The 15,288-nt window shown below is 64.7% G+C and carries 15 protein-coding genes and 2 pseudogenes; 6 read left to right on the forward strand and 11 right to left on the reverse strand.

Annotated features, from left to right (window positions below; translation table 11 throughout):
- The 5 genes and pseudogenes from P0R31_RS18205 to P0R31_RS41090 form a co-directional block, all read right to left on the reverse strand.
- A pseudogene (locus P0R31_RS18205) lies at positions 1-147 on the reverse strand (IS701 family transposase); the annotation flags it as partial.
- Positions 148-293: 146 nt separating this feature from the next.
- Complete coding sequence (gene uraD, locus P0R31_RS18210) at positions 294-1,181, reverse strand: 2-oxo-4-hydroxy-4-carboxy-5-ureidoimidazoline decarboxylase (protein WP_275515558.1); 888 nt, start codon at positions 1,179-1,181, stop codon at positions 294-296.
- A gap of 4 nt (positions 1,182-1,185) precedes the next feature.
- Entirely contained in the window at positions 1,186-2,121 is a 936-nt protein-coding gene (puuE, locus tag P0R31_RS18215) for an allantoinase PuuE (protein ID WP_275515307.1), read from the reverse strand.
- Complete coding sequence (locus P0R31_RS18220) at positions 2,122-2,535, reverse strand: DUF3830 family protein (protein ID WP_275515308.1); 414 nt, start codon at positions 2,533-2,535, stop codon at positions 2,122-2,124. It abuts the gene before it with no gap.
- 984 nt (positions 2,536-3,519) lie between these two features.
- A complete protein-coding gene (locus tag P0R31_RS41090) occupies positions 3,520-4,179 on the reverse strand; it encodes a hypothetical protein (protein WP_430516838.1) in 660 nt (219 codons plus the stop codon).
- Between the two features lie 47 nt (positions 4,180-4,226).
- Between P0R31_RS41090 and P0R31_RS18230 the strand changes: the two genes are divergently transcribed.
- A complete protein-coding gene (locus P0R31_RS18230; RefSeq protein WP_275515309.1) occupies positions 4,227-4,478 on the forward strand; it encodes a DUF2798 domain-containing protein in 252 nt (83 codons plus the stop codon).
- A 6-nt stretch (positions 4,479-4,484) separates the two neighbouring features.
- Here the strand turns inward: P0R31_RS18230 and P0R31_RS18235 are convergent, their stop codons facing one another.
- The 3 genes and pseudogenes from P0R31_RS18235 to P0R31_RS40870 form a co-directional block, all read right to left on the reverse strand.
- Positions 4,485-6,272, reverse strand: coding sequence for a chloride channel protein (locus tag P0R31_RS18235; protein ID WP_128263305.1), 1,788 nt, complete (start codon positions 6,270-6,272; stop codon positions 4,485-4,487).
- A 13-nt stretch (positions 6,273-6,285) separates the two neighbouring features.
- Positions 6,286-6,939, reverse strand: coding sequence for an L-fuculose-phosphate aldolase (locus P0R31_RS18240; RefSeq protein WP_275515310.1), 654 nt, complete (start codon positions 6,937-6,939; stop codon positions 6,286-6,288).
- Positions 6,940-7,068: 129 nt separating this feature from the next.
- Positions 7,069-7,161 (reverse strand): annotated as a pseudogene (locus P0R31_RS40870) (MarC family protein); the annotation flags it as partial.
- Positions 7,162-7,592: 431 nt separating this feature from the next.
- Here P0R31_RS40870 and P0R31_RS18245 point away from each other — a divergent pair.
- The 5 genes from P0R31_RS18245 to P0R31_RS18265 all read left to right on the forward strand — a co-directional run bounded on the left by P0R31_RS18245 (position 7,593) and on the right by P0R31_RS18265 (position 11,564).
- Entirely contained in the window at positions 7,593-7,799 is a 207-nt protein-coding gene (locus P0R31_RS18245) for a hypothetical protein (RefSeq protein WP_197949780.1), read from the forward strand.
- Positions 7,800-7,897: 98 nt separating this feature from the next.
- Positions 7,898-8,464 carry a ferritin-like domain-containing protein gene (locus P0R31_RS18250; RefSeq protein WP_036042072.1) on the forward strand — a complete coding sequence of 189 codons (567 nt, stop codon included), beginning with the start codon at positions 7,898-7,900 and terminating at the stop codon, positions 8,462-8,464.
- A 168-nt stretch (positions 8,465-8,632) separates the two neighbouring features.
- Complete coding sequence (locus tag P0R31_RS18255; protein WP_024342525.1) at positions 8,633-9,016, forward strand: Hsp20/alpha crystallin family protein; 384 nt, start codon at positions 8,633-8,635, stop codon at positions 9,014-9,016.
- An 8-nt stretch (positions 9,017-9,024) separates the two neighbouring features.
- A complete protein-coding gene (gene lon, locus P0R31_RS18260) occupies positions 9,025-11,403 on the forward strand; it encodes an endopeptidase La (RefSeq protein ID WP_275515311.1) in 2,379 nt (792 codons plus the stop codon).
- Positions 11,400-11,564: a hypothetical protein gene (locus P0R31_RS18265; RefSeq protein ID WP_275515592.1), complete on the forward strand. Its 165-nt coding sequence runs from the start codon at positions 11,400-11,402 to the stop codon at positions 11,562-11,564. The genes lon and P0R31_RS18265 overlap by 4 nt, the downstream gene beginning before the upstream one ends.
- Positions 11,565-11,634: 70 nt before the next feature.
- Here the strand turns inward: P0R31_RS18265 and P0R31_RS18270 are convergent, their stop codons facing one another.
- The 3 genes from P0R31_RS18270 to P0R31_RS18280 all read right to left on the reverse strand — a co-directional run bounded on the left by P0R31_RS18270 (position 11,635) and on the right by P0R31_RS18280 (position 15,224).
- Positions 11,635-11,937: an HU family DNA-binding protein gene (locus P0R31_RS18270; RefSeq protein WP_018320691.1), complete on the reverse strand. Its 303-nt coding sequence runs from the start codon at positions 11,935-11,937 to the stop codon at positions 11,635-11,637.
- Positions 11,938-12,282: 345 nt separating this feature from the next.
- The gene (locus tag P0R31_RS18275; RefSeq protein ID WP_275515312.1) at positions 12,283-13,515 is read right to left on the reverse strand and encodes an acetyl-CoA C-acetyltransferase; all 1,233 of its coding nucleotides are present in this window, start codon (positions 13,513-13,515) and stop codon (positions 12,283-12,285) included.
- Between the two features lie 248 nt (positions 13,516-13,763).
- A complete protein-coding gene (locus P0R31_RS18280) occupies positions 13,764-15,224 on the reverse strand; it encodes a GH1 family beta-glucosidase (protein ID WP_275515314.1) in 1,461 nt (486 codons plus the stop codon).
- Positions 15,225-15,288 lie beyond the last annotated feature (64 nt).

Raw genomic sequence — 15,288 nt, forward strand, 5'->3', positions numbered from 1 at the left:
ACCGATCAGTCCCGCAACATACAGAGGACACATCCGCTGTCGGGTCTTATGACCCAGCCGGTCCAAGAACGGCATCAGCCAGCGTTCGAGTTCGTCTTCCCATCCCGGCATGGTCAGCCCTCCAAGAGCCGACCACCCATGAATCATTGAAAAATCGATTCGGGAATCCTATAAAACGCGACAAAATCAACAATCTGCCAAAGTAGTGCTAGGATGAATCGTCATCGCGCTTTAGGTTATTGTTTGAGCATGATCTTGTCGGAAAACCGCTACGCACTTTTCCGGATCATGCTCTAGCTGCCGCGATAGGTCGAGTAACTCCAGGGCGTGACCAGCAGCGGCACGTGGTAATGGCTTTCCGGCTCGCTGATCGCAAAGCGCAGCGGGATCTCGTCGAGGAACGGCGGATCGGACAGCGGCACATTGCGCGCGGCGTAATATTTGGCGACGCTGAAGCGCAGCTCGTAGCGGCCGATCGGCAACGGACGGCCGCCGATCAGCGGCTGGTCGGTGCGGCCGTCGGCATTGGTCACGGTGCGCGCGATGACACGGCTCTCGCCGAGGCTCGCGAGCTCCACAAGCTCGATCGGGATGCTAGGTGCGGGCTTGCCGATCTGGTTGTCCAGCACATGGGTGGAGAGCCGGCCATGCACCTTCAGCCTGTCGTCGGCGACGACCAGTTGGTCGAGCCGCAGTGCCGAGATGCGGCCGATCTCCTCGATCGCACGCCTTATCTCGGTCTTGGCGATGTTGAGCAGCCGCGCCTCGAAGTCGCGCAGCACGGAATCCTTGGTGTGACGGCGCACGCAGACGATATAGGGAAAGCCGAACTTGTCGCGGTAGGCATTGTTGGCCCGCTCGAACGCGGAATATTCGGCATCCGACAGCCGGTCGAGGCCGGCGCTGTTCTGCTCGTCGGTCGATTCCGTCGTGAGGCCGGCGGCGCGCTGGGTCTTGTTGGCGAGATCGGGATGCGCTCGGATCAGCGCCAGCTGCACGTCAGGCTCGGCGCTCTGGATCGCCGCCATCAGGGCGGCGTGCAGCTCGTTGATGCCGGCGAACGGCCGCTTTGCCGCGAGCTGCTCGGCAATCCAGGGCGAATATTCGACGACGTTGGCGAGCGCCGCGATGAAGTCGGCCGCGCTTGCAGCGTTGAGATCGGTGAGCGAAATCTGCGACATCATCTCACCCGATCTCAAATGCGTCGGCGGCAAGATGGGCGTGCTTCTCGTGCCAGTGCTGCGCGATCTGCAGCCGCGTCGGCACCCAGACGCGCTCGTGCTTGCCGATATAGTCGAGGAAGCGGATCAAGCCTGCCGCGCGACCGGGCCGGCCGGCGAGGCGGCAATGCAGGCCGACCGACATCATCTTCGGCGCGGTCTCACCCTCCGCGTAGAGCACGTCGAAGGCGTCCTTCAGATAGGTGTAGAACTGCTCGCCCTCGGCAAACCCTTGCGGGTTGATGAAGCGCATGTCGTTGGCATCGAGCGTATAGGGAATGATGAGCTGCTTGCCGCTTGTGCCCTTGACCCAATAGGGCAGATCGTCGGCATAGGAGTCGCAGAGATAGAGAAAGCCGCCCTCCTCCATCAACAGACGGTTGGTGTTGATCGAGGAGCGCCCGGTGTACCAGCCGAGCGGCCGCGAGCCCGTCGCCTCGGTATGCACACGGATGGACTCGGCGATCTCGGCGCGCTCCTGCGCCTCGGTCATGTCCTTGTGCTCGATCCATTTCAGGCTGTGGCTGGCGATATCCCAGCCCGCCTCCTTCATGGCAGCGACGATTTCCGGATTGCGCTTGAGGGCAGTGGCGACGCCGAATACCGTGGTCGGCCAGCTCCGCTCGTTGAACATCCGCCACAGCCGCCAGAAGCCGGCGCGCGAGCCATATTCGAACATGGATTCGATGTTGGCGTGGCGCTGGCCCGGCCAGGGCTGCGCGCCGAGCACATCGGACAGGAAGGCTTCCGAGGCGCGGTCGCCGTGCAGGATGTTGTTCTCGCCGCCCTCCTCGAAATTGACGACGAATTGCACCGCGACCCGGGCGTCACCGGGCCATTGCGGATGCGGCGGGTTGCGGCCGTAGCCGCGGAGATCGCGCGGGTAGCGGGGCTCGGTCACTCAGACTTCCTCGAAGCGGATCGGCAGCGCGCCCTTCCACAGCACGCTCTTGCCCAGCGTGGCCAAATTCTCCAGGCCCGAGGTCAGCGTGATGAAATGGTTGCCGGCGAGCTGGCCCATCTTGCTCGCGAAATGCACGCCGCCATAGGCCAGCAGGATCTCGGTCTCGCTGATGCCGCCGGGATAGAGGATGATCTGACCGGGCGCGGGATAGCTGGTGTGGTTCTCGTAGCCGACCCCGAAGTCGAGGTCGCCGAGCGGCATCCACACGCCCTCGCCGCTCCAGCGCACATGGATGATGTGGCTTTCGAACGGCAGCGCCTTGCGGAAGGCGGCGACGGTCTTGGGCGCCGCTTGCTCCTCGAAACGGGCATCGAAGGTGAAATCGCCAGCGCGAATAAGGAGTTTGCTCATCTCATCTCTCTGGATCGGGGGCGATGCGCCCCGCGGGGAACTTTCAGCAAAAAGCACTCCGTCGGGCTTCGCGCAAGGGGCGCGAGAGGCTCTCGTATGAGTTGGGCACGCCACCCCGACCTGCCCAATCGCCTGACAGCTCGTTGCCATTGAACCGGATTGCAGGAGGTGAGTCCACCGGCGGAATTGCCGTGCCAAGCGGCGCCGGCGGCAACTACGGAATCTTCTTCGCCAGCGCAGACGTGCGTAATCAGCCCCGCGGCGCATTTCGCCCGAGCTTTGCTTCGTCTCGCTGCCCTCAGATGCAAGAGGGCGCAGGGAAGGCCGGGTGCCGGCTGGCACCCGCGGTCCGCTGCGCGAAAGGATGCGCAAAGGAGACCGCACAGCAGCATACAGGTGAAGCCCAACACACGGCCTTCCCTGCGCGATGGTCGGACGGCTTATGCCGCGCTCTCCCGGGAGCCGAGTTCGTTCTGGCCTCCCTCGCCTCGCGAATTTGAATGATGCAGTCCGCCCGGTTGGGCTCGCTCGCACCTCCGCGAAAGGCTTGACCGTAGCAACGACGGCCGGGACCACACGGTTTTGCCGTACGCACGGCCCGCCATTTCGCCGCAGTATTCCCAGCCCTGTCGACGGAGCCGGGAACTTACAAACGAGACGAAGCCTAGCAGCGCCGTTCGTCCGCACGCGGCCGCGAGCTCACAGGGACTACCCGCCCTGCCCGCACCTCTCATGCCGACGCTGCCGCGTCCACCGCAAGCCCGGCCCGCGACAATGACGACCGCATGATCGCCCCTCGAGACTGAGCCGGGATGCGCGAGAGATACGCTATTTCCGAATTTCGGTAAAGCGGAATATTTTCGCGCGGACGGATTGACAGCGCCGCGACACACCTCAGTCCCGTCGCCCGGATGAGCGCGAGTGTCATCCGGTGGCGGGATTCAGCTCAAGACGCGCCGTCTACCGTCGAAAGACCTGGACCGCTCAGTAATAGCGATAGCCCGGATCGTAGTAGAAAGGACTGCCGCCGCCGTAGTAGCCCGAACCGCCGTAGTAACCAGGGCCGCCGTAGTAACGCGGGCCATAGCCATAATGATAGCGGTTTTCATAATATTCGCGGCGGCGGCTCTCGGCGATCGCGCCTCCGATCAGACCTGCGGCCATGCCCATGAAGGCGAGACCCGCGGCATTCGTCCCGCGTCGATGGTAATGACGACGCCGGTGTGCGCTGAAATCGGTGACGTCGGAGGCAGCCTGGCCGACAACGGCCGCCTTGACGGCCGGGCTCCCGGCCGACGCCGCTGCAGACGGGGATGCGGAAGCCGCAATCAGGGCGAGGCCTGCGAGCGCGACCACGATCGGTTTGCGGCCGGCTGCGAAAATCACGGGTCCAACACTCATGTTCGAATTTCCTCTGTTCTCGCCCAAAGAAACATAAGCAAACGATCTATAATCCGCAAACCATTGAAATGGTTTCATGATCGCGGCGATCTGCCACGCTTTGAACGATTGTAAATCCCTAACGATCAGACCCAGCTTGAACCAGCCAACCTGAGCGGTTAATGAACAGCCGCGCCGTTTTCGGCCGCCGTAAGCGTTTACGTGAACCAACGCATCAACCGACGCCGTCGGGATCGATGCCATTGTCCAGGTTCAACGTGATCGACGCGTCCTTTTCCTAGAGAAACCAGATGATTGTGGTTCGCAAACTGCCGGCGCGCTATGCGCCGATCGTGACGCCATTCGTGCTGTCCATCCTCATGACGGCGGTGGTATCGGTCATTTCGACGCTGCGGAGCCTGGGGGCAACGCCGGCGTTCCTGGCGACCTGGCCGGGCGCCTGGGGACTGTCCTGGCTCGTCGCCTTCCCGACCCTGCTCGTGCTGCTGCCGCTGGTCCGCCGGATCGTGGCCTGGCTCGTCGCAGCACCACCCGGCCGGTAACCTCGCCTACGACAGCGCCCCCAGCACGCCTCTCGTCGCCTTGTCGATTTCCTCGACATAGCGGCGGCGGGCGAAGCTCTCGGTGAGGAAGCCGACCACCTTGCGGCTGTCGGTGGAATCGACCACCGCCAGCATCTCCGCCTCGGCTTCGTCGAACACCGCCATCGCCGACTTCACGTTCATTTCCGGGATCAGCACTATGTCGATCAGGCGGGCGAGCTCGATCACCTGGATGTCGTCGGCGATGGTGTCGAGGTCGCTAGAGAACAAATCGGGCAGCAGGACGAGGCCGATATATTCGTCCGCATTGTTGACGATGACGATTCCCGGCCGCGAGCCGAGCGCGAACTCGCGGCGCGCGGCGGCGATCGTCGTGGTCGAGGGCACCTTGCCGACGTCCGAGCGCATCAGGCGCTCGACCGTGAGATTGCGCAGCCAGCCGACGTCGTTGGCGCTGCGGATGGTCTCGCCGCGCAGATGCAGGCGCCAGGTCGAGAAGGAATGGCCGAACATGAAGCGCACGCAGATCGAGGTCACGATGCAGCCGGCCAGCACCACGGCGGTGACGTCGACGTTACGTGTCATCTCGAGCACGAGGAACGACATCGTGAGCGGGCCGCCGACGATGGCGACGCCGAGCGTCGCCATGCCCGTCAACATCGCCACCAGCGGATCGATCGCGAAGTTCGGGCTGATGAGCAGCAGCACCGCGGCAAAGAACTTTCCGATCAGGCTGCCGACGAACAGCGACGCGAAGAACAGGCCGCCGCGAAAGCCAGAGGCGAGCGAGATCAGGCAGGCCGTCACCTTCAAGGCGATGATCAGCGCGATCAGGCCGATCGTCATGTCGTGGAAGAGATCGAGCACCATGGCGCCATGACCGGCCGCGAGAACCTGCGGCGTGATGATGGCGAACCCGCCGACGATGAGTCCGCCGATCACAGGACGCAGCCAGACCGGCATCCAGGCGAACAGCCGCTCGAACATCGGCGAGGAGCGCATCACGGCGATGCCGACGCCGCTGGTGATGAGGGCGAGCCCGATCAGTGCCAGATATTGCTCGACGCCGACGGCGCTGACCTTCGGTATCTCCAGCGAGTATGGCGCGCCGCCCAGCCATTGCGCGGTCAAGGCGCCCGCGAGGGAGGCGGCGAGGATCGGCGCGGCACTGCCTACGGCATAGACGCCGACGATCAGCTCGCAAGCATAGAAGGCGCCGGTGATTGGCGCGCCGAACGCTGCCGCGATCGCGGCAGCAGCGCCGCAGCCGACCATCAGGCGCAGATCGTTGCGGCGGAGATTGAAGAATTTGCCGATCAACGAGGCGATGCCCGAACCGATCTGGGTGTAGCCCGCCTCGAGGCCGACGGAGGCGCCGCAGCCGTTCGAGATCAGGGTCTGGCCTGCGACCACCCCGCTATCGCGCATCGACAGATTGCCGCCCCGCAGCGCGTTCGCCTCAATCGGATCGACCGCGTTCGATATCTTCATGCGCCGCCGCGACCATTCCATGATTCCGAGCGCCAGCCCGCCGAGCGCAGGCGCGATCAGTGCCGCCCATGGGCTGACGCTTGCGTGGGCCGACAGGTGGACGTCAATGGGAATGCCGTAGATCACGACATGCGCGATCTGCGCGATGTGGGCCATCAGCGTCACGACCGCGCCCGCGAGCGTGCCGATCACGAGCGCCAGCGGGATCAGGTAGAACTCGTTGCTGCGCAGCAGGGCGCGCAGCCGAACCATGGTGCGGTTCGTCTTCTTGCGATCGACGAGATGTTTGATCCGCACTAACACCGTCTGGTCCGCCCTACCCTTCCGACAGGCCGTAGCCGGCCATGCGTTGACGGACCCGCTCGATCTCCTCGCTCGGGAGCAGCGGCGGTTCTCCGATCTGCAGACAGCCGTGATATTGCCGCGCCAGCGTCTCGACCTCGACCGCCAGCCACATCGCCTTGTCCAGGGTCTTGCCGATCGCGATCATGCCGTGATGATCGAGCAGGCAGGCGAGCCGGCCCTCCAGCGCCCGCACCGCGTGCTCGGACAGCTCCGCCGTTCCGAACGTCGCGTAGGGCGCGCAGCGGATGCTGTCGCCGCCCGCCGCCGCGATCATGTAATGCACGGGCGGGATCTCCATGCCCATGATCGCCAGGATGGTGCAATAGGTCGGATGGGCATGCACGACGGCGTTGACGTCGGGCCGCGACTTCAGGATGTCGCGATGAAAGCGCCATTCGCTCGACGGCTTCTGGTCGGGCGCGTGCGAGCCGTCCATGGCCATGAAGACGATCTGGTCCGGACGCATGGCCTCATAGGGCACGCTGGTCGGCGTGACCAGGAGGCCGTCCACATGCCGGACGCTGATATTGCCGGATGTGCCCTGGTTGATGCCGAGCGCGTTCATGCGCCGGCAGGCGTCGATAATGGCCTGTCTCTTGCCGAGCTCGTCCGCTGTCATCGACATGTCGATTTCCTGTCGAGGGCTTGTTGGACCGAGTTACGTCAAAGCAACATGACAGTGCAAGCGAAAGCGTCCCGGATCCCGTGACACTCCGGCCGAACGGGATAGCGACAGGTTAACAGATTGTCGCAGCTACCAGGGCAGGCCGATCCGGACCGCCGCGCCCCCGTTGATGACGAACTGCACGGAATAGGCGGCGAGCAGCATGCCGAGGACGCGCGAGAGCCATAACAAAAGTTAAGGCTGGTGCGGAGGCAATGAGATCGAACGGTGCAATCGCAAAGCAACCATTCCCGACGATTGCCGTCTCACTGTGCATCGATACGCGAACAGAAGCAGCCGAAGCAATTGCACGAGCCCCGTTCCAGAATTGATCCGCCCGATCCCGTTGCCTGCAGCCGTTGGGCGCTTCGTATTTTCGCGGCTTGCGCACGTTCGGCCGCTCGCCGCGGGAAGCAATCAGCGACGTGACGAAATGGCTGCGGACTTCCACCGAAGCCGGAGACTTCGCCGCCCGGGGCGGCGAGCCGAAGGCGAGGCGCCCGCCGTGCGGCAACCGCTGACCGGCCTGGTCTGACGCCGCGGCCGCATGGAACGAGGTTTCGGCCGCCGACTTAGCTAGGCGTGACCACAATGGACAATGGTGGAGACCAATCATGAGCGACAGCGGAGTTAGCATGCTCCTGGGCCACGCCTCGGCCCAGATGCTTTGGCTCTGGTTCATCGGCGCGTTCGTGCTCGGCGGGGCCCTCGTTTACGGGGTGATGAAGGCCGGCCATCTGCGCCGCAGCGAGCGCGCACGCCTCGACCGCGCGACGGAAGAGCGCCAGCGTCAGGAAGACCCCTACAAGCGCCCGACCTGAGCAAGGTTGCAGTTTGGAACTTTCGTTCTCCGACGGCTTTGATCGCCCGAGGATTGAGGAAGGCGAGGCCTTCCCGTGTCGCCTCATGAGGAGGACGTATGGCTAAACGAGCGAAGAAACGCACGACCAAGAAGACCGCGGCGCGCCGGCCGCGTCAGGCGCCGAAGATGCTCAGCGACCTGTTTCTGGAGACGCTGAAGGACATCTATTTCGCCGAGAACAAGATCATCAAGACCCTGCCCAAGATGGCCAAGGCCGCGAATTCCAAGGAGCTTACGGCCGCCTTCAACAAGCATTTGCGTGAGACCCAGGGCCAGGTCAAACGGCTCGACCAGATCTTCAAGATGCTGGGCAAGCCGGCACGCGGCAAGCCCTGCGAGGCCATCAACGGCATTGCCGACGAGGGCGCCGAGATCATGAAGGAGTTCAAGGGCGCGCCGGCGCTCGATGCCGGACTGCTCGCGGCAGCGCAGGCGGTCGAGCACTACGAGATCTCCCGCTACGGCACGTTGCGCACCTGGGCCGAAGAGCTCGGCATGCAGGACGCCGCAAGGCTGCTCCAGGAGACGTTGGACGAGGAAGAGGCGACCGATCAGACGCTGACCGAGCTCGCCACCTCCGTGATCAACCTCGAAGCGGAACAAGAGTACCGCGCGGCGGCCTGAGCCCGCGGCCTGCCAATGAACGGAACGTCGCGGCCGCATGCCGCGGCGTTCGCTTGCCTTGATCGCACGGCGGCGCATGGCACATCAGCGCCACTGCACTGGATTTCCGTACTGGATTTCCTGGGAACTTGCCCCATATGCAGGCTTTCCCACCCCAGAGCCCGCATCATGCAACCCAAAAATCCCCTCGACTGGATGCTGTCCGAAGCCCTGGACTCGCTGACCCGTGCCGATCGGCTGCGCCAGCAGTTCGGCCGCCAGGAAGCCTGCTGGGAGCCGCCGATCGACGTGCTGGAAACCGAGCGTGAGCTCCTGATCCTGGTCGCGCTGCCCGGCGTCAATCCGGACAATGTCGAGACCGTCATCCATGACGGCGTGCTCGTCATCTCGGGTCAGCGCACCCTCCCGCCGGAGCTTCGCAACGCCCGCATCCATCGGCTCGAGCTGCCGCAAGGCCGCTTCGAGCGGCGCATTGCGCTTCCGCTCGGCCGCTACGCCATCAGCCGCTTCGTGATGGACGGCTGCGTCGCACTGCGCCTCGCGAAATCCTGAGGTCGATCATGGCCACCGAACAGATGAACAACGAACAAAGCAATAACGACGTGAAGATCCCCGACGATGCGCTGATCATCGTCCCCGTGCGCGAGATGGTGCTGTTTCCCGGCGCGATCGCGCCGATCACGATCGGCCGGGCGAAGTCCATTGCCGCCGCGCAGCAGGCGCTGCGCGAGCAGCGGCCGATTGGCATCGTCCTGCAGCGCAGCCCCGAGACCAATGACCCCGGGCCGGACGACCTCTATCGGGTCGCGACCATCGCCAACATCGTGCGCTACATCACCGCGCCCGATGGCACCCACCACATCGTCTGCCAGGGCGTGCAGCGCGCGCGCATCCTCGACTTCCTGCCGGGGACGCCGTTCCCGGCCGCGCGCTTCCAGCAGATCCCCGAGCCGGCCACGACCTCGCCCGAGATCGAGGCCCGCGCGCTGAACCTGCAGCGCCAGGCCATCGAGGCGATCGAGCTGCTGCCGCAGGCGCCGCCCGAGCTCGCCGCGATGTTCCAGGGCACCAGCGCGCCCGGCGCGCTGGCGGATCTGGCGACCTCGTTCATGGACATCAAGCCGCAGGACAAGCAGGAGGTGCTGGAGACCATCGACCTCGCTCTTCGCGTGGAGAAGGTGTCGAAGCACCTGGCCGAGCGGCTGGAGGTGCTGCGCATCTCCAACGAAATCGGCCAGAAGACCAAGGCCTCCTTCGACGAGCGGCAGCGCGAGGCGATCCTGCGCGAGCAGATGGCGACGATCCAGCGCCAGCTCGGCGAAGGCGACGGCAAGCAGGCCGAGGTCACCGAACTGACGGCTGCGATCGCCAAGGCCAACATGCCGCCGGAGGCGGAAGCGCATGCCAAGAAGGAGCTGCGCCGCTACGAGCGCATGCCGGAGGCTGCCGGCGAGGCCGGCATGGTCCGCACCTATCTGGACTGGCTGATCGAGCTGCCCTGGGCGCTGCCCGCGGAGAAGCCGATCGACATCAAGGAGGCGCGAGCCATCCTGGATGCCGACCATTTCGGCCTGGAAAAGATCAAGAGCCGGATCATCGAATATCTGGCGGTGCGCAAGCTCGCCCCGCAGGGCAAGGCGCCGATCCTGTGCTTCGTCGGCCCGCCCGGCGTCGGCAAGACCTCGCTGGGCCAATCCATCGCGCGCGCGATGGACCGCCCCTTCGTGCGCGTCAGCCTCGGCGGCGCGCATGACGAGGCCGAGATCCGCGGTCACCGCCGCACCTATATCGGCGCGCTGCCCGGCAACATCATCCAGGGCATCAAGAAGGCGGGTGCGCGGAACTGCGTCATGATGCTGGACGAGATCGACAAGATGGGCCGCGGCGTGCAGGGCGATCCGTCGGCGGCCATGCTGGAGGTGCTCGACCCCGAGCAGAACGGGACGTTCCGGGACAATTACCTCGGCGTGCCCTTCGACCTGTCGCGCGTCGTGTTCATCGCGACCGCGAACATGCTCGACCAGATCCCGGGTCCGCTGCTGGACCGCATGGAGCTGATCAGCCTCGCCGGCTACACCGAGGACGAGAAGCTGGAGATCGCGCGGCGCTATCTGGTGCGGCGGCAGCTGGAGGCCAACGGCCTCTCGGCCGAGCAGGCCGAGATCGAGCCGGAAGCCTTGAAGCTGATCGTCAAGGGCTACACCCGCGAGGCCGGCGTGCGTAACCTCGAGCGCGAGATCGGCAAGGTGCTCCGCCATGCCGCGGTGCAGGTCGCCGAAGGCACGGCCGCGAAGGTCGTGGTGACGGCGAAGAACATCGCCACCGTGCTCGGCCAGCCGCGCTTCGAGGGCGAGATCGCGCTGCGCACCAGCGTTCCGGGCGTTGCCACCGGCCTCGCCTGGACGCCGGTCGGCGGTGACATCCTGTTCATCGAAGCCACGCGCGTGCCCGGCAAGGGCGGGCTGATCCTGACCGGCCAGCTCGGCGACGTCATGCGCGAAAGCGTGCAGGCTGCGCTCACGCTGGTGAAGAGCCGGGCCTCTCAGTTCGGCATCGATCCGCAAGCCTTCGAGAAGAGCGACATCCACGTTCACGTCCCGGCGGGCGCAACCCCGAAGGACGGGCCGAGCGCGGGCGTTGCGATGTTCACGGCGCTGACCTCCCTGCTCACCAACCGCACGGTGAGGAGCGACACCGCGATGACCGGCGAGATCTCGCTGCGCGGCCTGGTACTGCCGGTCGGCGGCATCAAGGAGAAGGTGGTGGCTGCGGCTGCTGCCGGCCTGAAGCGGGTGATGCTGCCGGCGCGCAACAAGCGGGACTATGACGACATCCCGAAGAGCGCGCGGGACACCCTCGAGTTCATCTGGCTGGAGCGCGTCGACGAAGCCATCGCCGCGGCGCTCGAGCCGGCTGAAGCCAAGGAAGCGGCGGAGTGAAGGCGATGAAGAAACTGCTGGAAAGAGCGAAGCGGTCGCGGAAGACGCAGCGGCTGCGCCAATTGCTCGATCGCGCGATCGACCGGATTCGCGATGGGCTCGCAGGACCCGAGCCGCAGCTTCAGCCGGTCCGGGTCCGAGTGAAGCGCCGCAAGGGTTGAGCCCTCCGTCTCGAACCCTCGCGGCTGCCCCAGACAAAAGGCCCCCTCGTTCGAGGGGGCCTTTGCGTTGTTAGCCCACGGCGTCCTTGGCGGCCTTGACCGGGCGGGCGCGGACGATCTTCCGGGCCGGCTTGGCCTTGAACATCATCTCTTCACCCGTGAACGGGTTGGTGCCCTTGCGCGCCTTGGTCGCGGGCTTCTTGATGACCACGAACTTGGCGAAGCCCGGCACCAGGAACAGGCCGTTCTTCTTGAGCTCCTTGTGGCCGACGTCGGTCAGCGTCTCCATGACGTTCTTGACGTCACGCTTGGAAAGCTCGGTGGCGGTCGCAATCTTTTCGATCAATTGCGATTTGGACATCTGGGTCGGCATCGTGTCTCCTCTGATTCGTTGCCGGTTGCATATTAGACCAACCGTTGAAGGCCTATAGCCTTCTGCACAGTTTTGTCGCGAAATTACGGGCTTTTCTGGCCTGCTGTGACAAAAAACCCTGCTTTTTAGCTACTTCCGGAGCGGAGGAAGCCTCGGGCAGCGGCTTTTGCCTTGTTTCAAAGGCCCGCACGACATCTTGCTAGAACTGATTCGCCGCCTTCGACAAGCGACGACCGGCCTCTTTGTGAAAGGAGGCGCGTGTTTCACCCTGAAAAAGAAGGATCGGATCGCTGGTCGCCGCTCTTCCTCCCCGTAAAAATGGGGAGAAAGTGAGTGGGCGATTGGCTAGACGCGCTCGATGATGATGGCCGGCGCCATGCCGCCGGCGGCGCACATGGTGACGAGACCGCGCTTGAGGTCGCGCCGTTCGAGCTCGTCGAGCACGGTGCCGATCAGGATCGAGCCGGTGGCGCCGATGGGATGGCCGAGCGCGATCGAGCCGCCGTTGACGTTGACCTTGGCCCGGTCGAGCTTGAGGTCGCGGATATATTTTTCCGCCACCACGGCGAAGGCCTCGTTGATCTCGAACAGGTCGATGTCATCGATCGTGAGGCCCGCCTTGGCCAGCACCTTGCGCGTTGCCGGCACCGGTGCGTTCAGCATGAGGGTCGGCGAATCCCCCATGTTGGCCATCGCGACCACGCGGGCCCGGGCCTTAAGGCCATGCGCCTTGGCATAAGCGGGCGAGGCCAGCAGGATCGCGGCAGCGCCGTCGACGACGCCGGAGGAGTTGCCGGCGTGATGCACGAAGTCGATTTCGAGATCAGGGTACTTTTGCAGGATCAGGCCGCGATAGGTCGTACCCTTGTCGTCGAGCGCGTAATCCGCGATGGCCGGAAACGCGGGCTTCAGGCTGCTGAGGCCTTCCATGGTGGTCTGTGGCCGCGGGTATTCTTCATGATCCAGCGCCAGACTGCCGTCCTCGCGGTGAACAGGCACGAGGCTCTTCTTGAAGTGGCCGTTCGCGATCGCGTGCGCGGCGCGCTTCTGGCTCTCCAGCCCGAGCGCGTCGACGTCGCTTCGGGTGATGCCCTCCAGCGTCGCGATCGCATCGGCGCAGACGCCCTGATGCGACTGCGGATGCCGTGCCCGCAGGCGCAGATTGCCGCTATCCATCATCATCGGACCGCCGCCGCGGCGTCCCTCCATCGACATCATCTCGCAGCCGCCGGCGATGACGAGATCCTCGGCACCTGCCATGATCGAGCTCGCCGCCATGTTGACGCTGGTGATGCCGCTCCCGCAGAAGCGGTCGAGCGTCACCGCGCTGGCACGCACGTCGTAGCCGGCATCGAGCGCCGACATGCGGCCGAGATCGCCGCTTTGCGTTGCCACCTGCGCGCTGCAGCCCCAGACGATGTCGTCGACATCGGCGGTATCGATGCCGGTGCGGTCGGCGAGTGCGCGCAGCACGGTCGCCCCGAGCTGCTGCGGATGAATGCCCGACAGGGCTCCCTTGCCGGCCTTGCCGATGCCCCGCGGCGTGCGGCAGGCATCAATGATCAGCGCGTCAGGCATTGGCGTCGTCCTCTTGTTTATGGGTGTTGAGGACGGTTTTGAATAAGGGGGAGAAGAGAGTCAATGTGCGGCGCCACACGGTTTCTCCCGCCCCTCTCCCAGATTTTCCGCTACACGAAAGCCTGAGCGACGTCACGGCCGGGCTTGTCCCGGCCATCCACGCCTTGCTCCGGGCAGGAAGACGTGGAAGCCCGGGCATGACGATCTCTCAGGATCCCTCAGATGGCTCGGGACATGGAAGAAAGCCGCTACGCGCCCGCCGCGTTCTTCGCGATCACGTTGCGATAGAAGCTGGCGCTGAGTTTTGCCGTGCGGACCTGGGTGTCGAAATTGACGTGGTACAGCCCGAAACGCTTATTAAGGCCGTACACCCACTCGAAATTGTCCATCAGGCTCCAGAGGAAATAGCCGCGCACCGGCACGCCTTCGTCGGTGGCGCGCTGGAGCTGGGCGAGATAGTTGCGCAGATACATGATGCGATCGGTGTCGTAGATCTTGCCGTCGGGCGACACCACATCGTCGCCGGAGGTGCCGTTCTCGCTGATATAGATCGCATCCGTCTTCCAGATCTTCGCCGCCAGCTTCGGCACCCAGTAGATCGTCTCGGGCCCGACGCGCAGCCAATCCGAATTCATGTGCGGGAACGATTTCGGGATCGGCAGCGGCTTGAAACCCGCGCCCTGGTCGGACGCCACGATGTAGTTCTGCGGCGCGTAGATGTTGAGGCCGAGGAAATCGACCGGCGAGGAGATGATCTTGAGCTCCGCATCGGTGTATTTCGGCGCGTTGGCTCCGGCGTATTTCAGGAAGGCGTCGGTATAGCGCCCTGTCATGATGACGTTGAGGTAGCCGGCATTCATCTCGCGCAGCGCGACCTCCGCGGCGCGAACGTTTTCCGGCGTGTCGAACGCAGGCGCGCAGGCATCGATGTTCTCCGCCGGCCCGACCCTGGTGCCGCGGCGGCCATGGGCGCGCACCGCCTGCACCGCGAGCCCGTGCGCCAGTGCGCTGTTGTGCCTGATTTGGTTGACGTCGGCTTGCGGCAGCTTCAGGCCCGGTGCGTCGATGCCGACGCCGTAACCGAAATAGACGAAACGCCCGCTCTCGTTCAGCGTGAACACGTTCCTGACGCGGTCGGTGAGGTGCTTTGCGACATAGGCCGCGTAGTCGCCGAAGATCTTGCAGGTCTCGGTCGAACGCCAGCCGCCGAACCGGTCCTCCAGCGATTGGGGCAGGTCCCAATGATAAAGGGTCAGCCACGGCTCGATGCCGTTCTTCAGGAGCTCGTCGACCAGACGATTGTAGAAGTCGAGCCCTTTCGGATTGGGCTTGCCGTCGCCGTCCGGAAACAGCCGCGGCCAGGCCACCGAGAACCGATAGGCCTTGCAGCCGAGCTCCTTGATGAGGGCGATGTCCTCCTTGTAGCGGTGATAGTGCTCGTTGGCGCGGTCGCCGGTGGTGCCGTCCTCGATCTTGCCGGGGATGCGGACGAACTTGTCCCAGATCGAGGCCCCCCGCCCGTCCTCCTCGACCGCGCCCTCGACCTGATAGGACGAGGTCGCCGTGCCCCAGAGAAAGCCTGCGGGAAAACCGCGTCGGCCGGGCGGCGGCGCCCGCTTGGCTTCGACGGCCCCAAGGGGACTCGCAATCCCGGCTGCGGACAATCCCGCCAACTTGGCAAACCGGCGGCGCGAGACCCTTTCCGTCATCGATGCTGCTCCACTTCTCTTCGTTTCGGGCCGGCACAATGAACAGTTCCGGGTAATTTGAGAA

The sequence above is a fragment of the Bradyrhizobium yuanmingense genome (assembly GCF_029167105.1).
GTDB lineage: Bacteria > Pseudomonadota > Alphaproteobacteria > Rhizobiales > Xanthobacteraceae > Bradyrhizobium > Bradyrhizobium yuanmingense_A.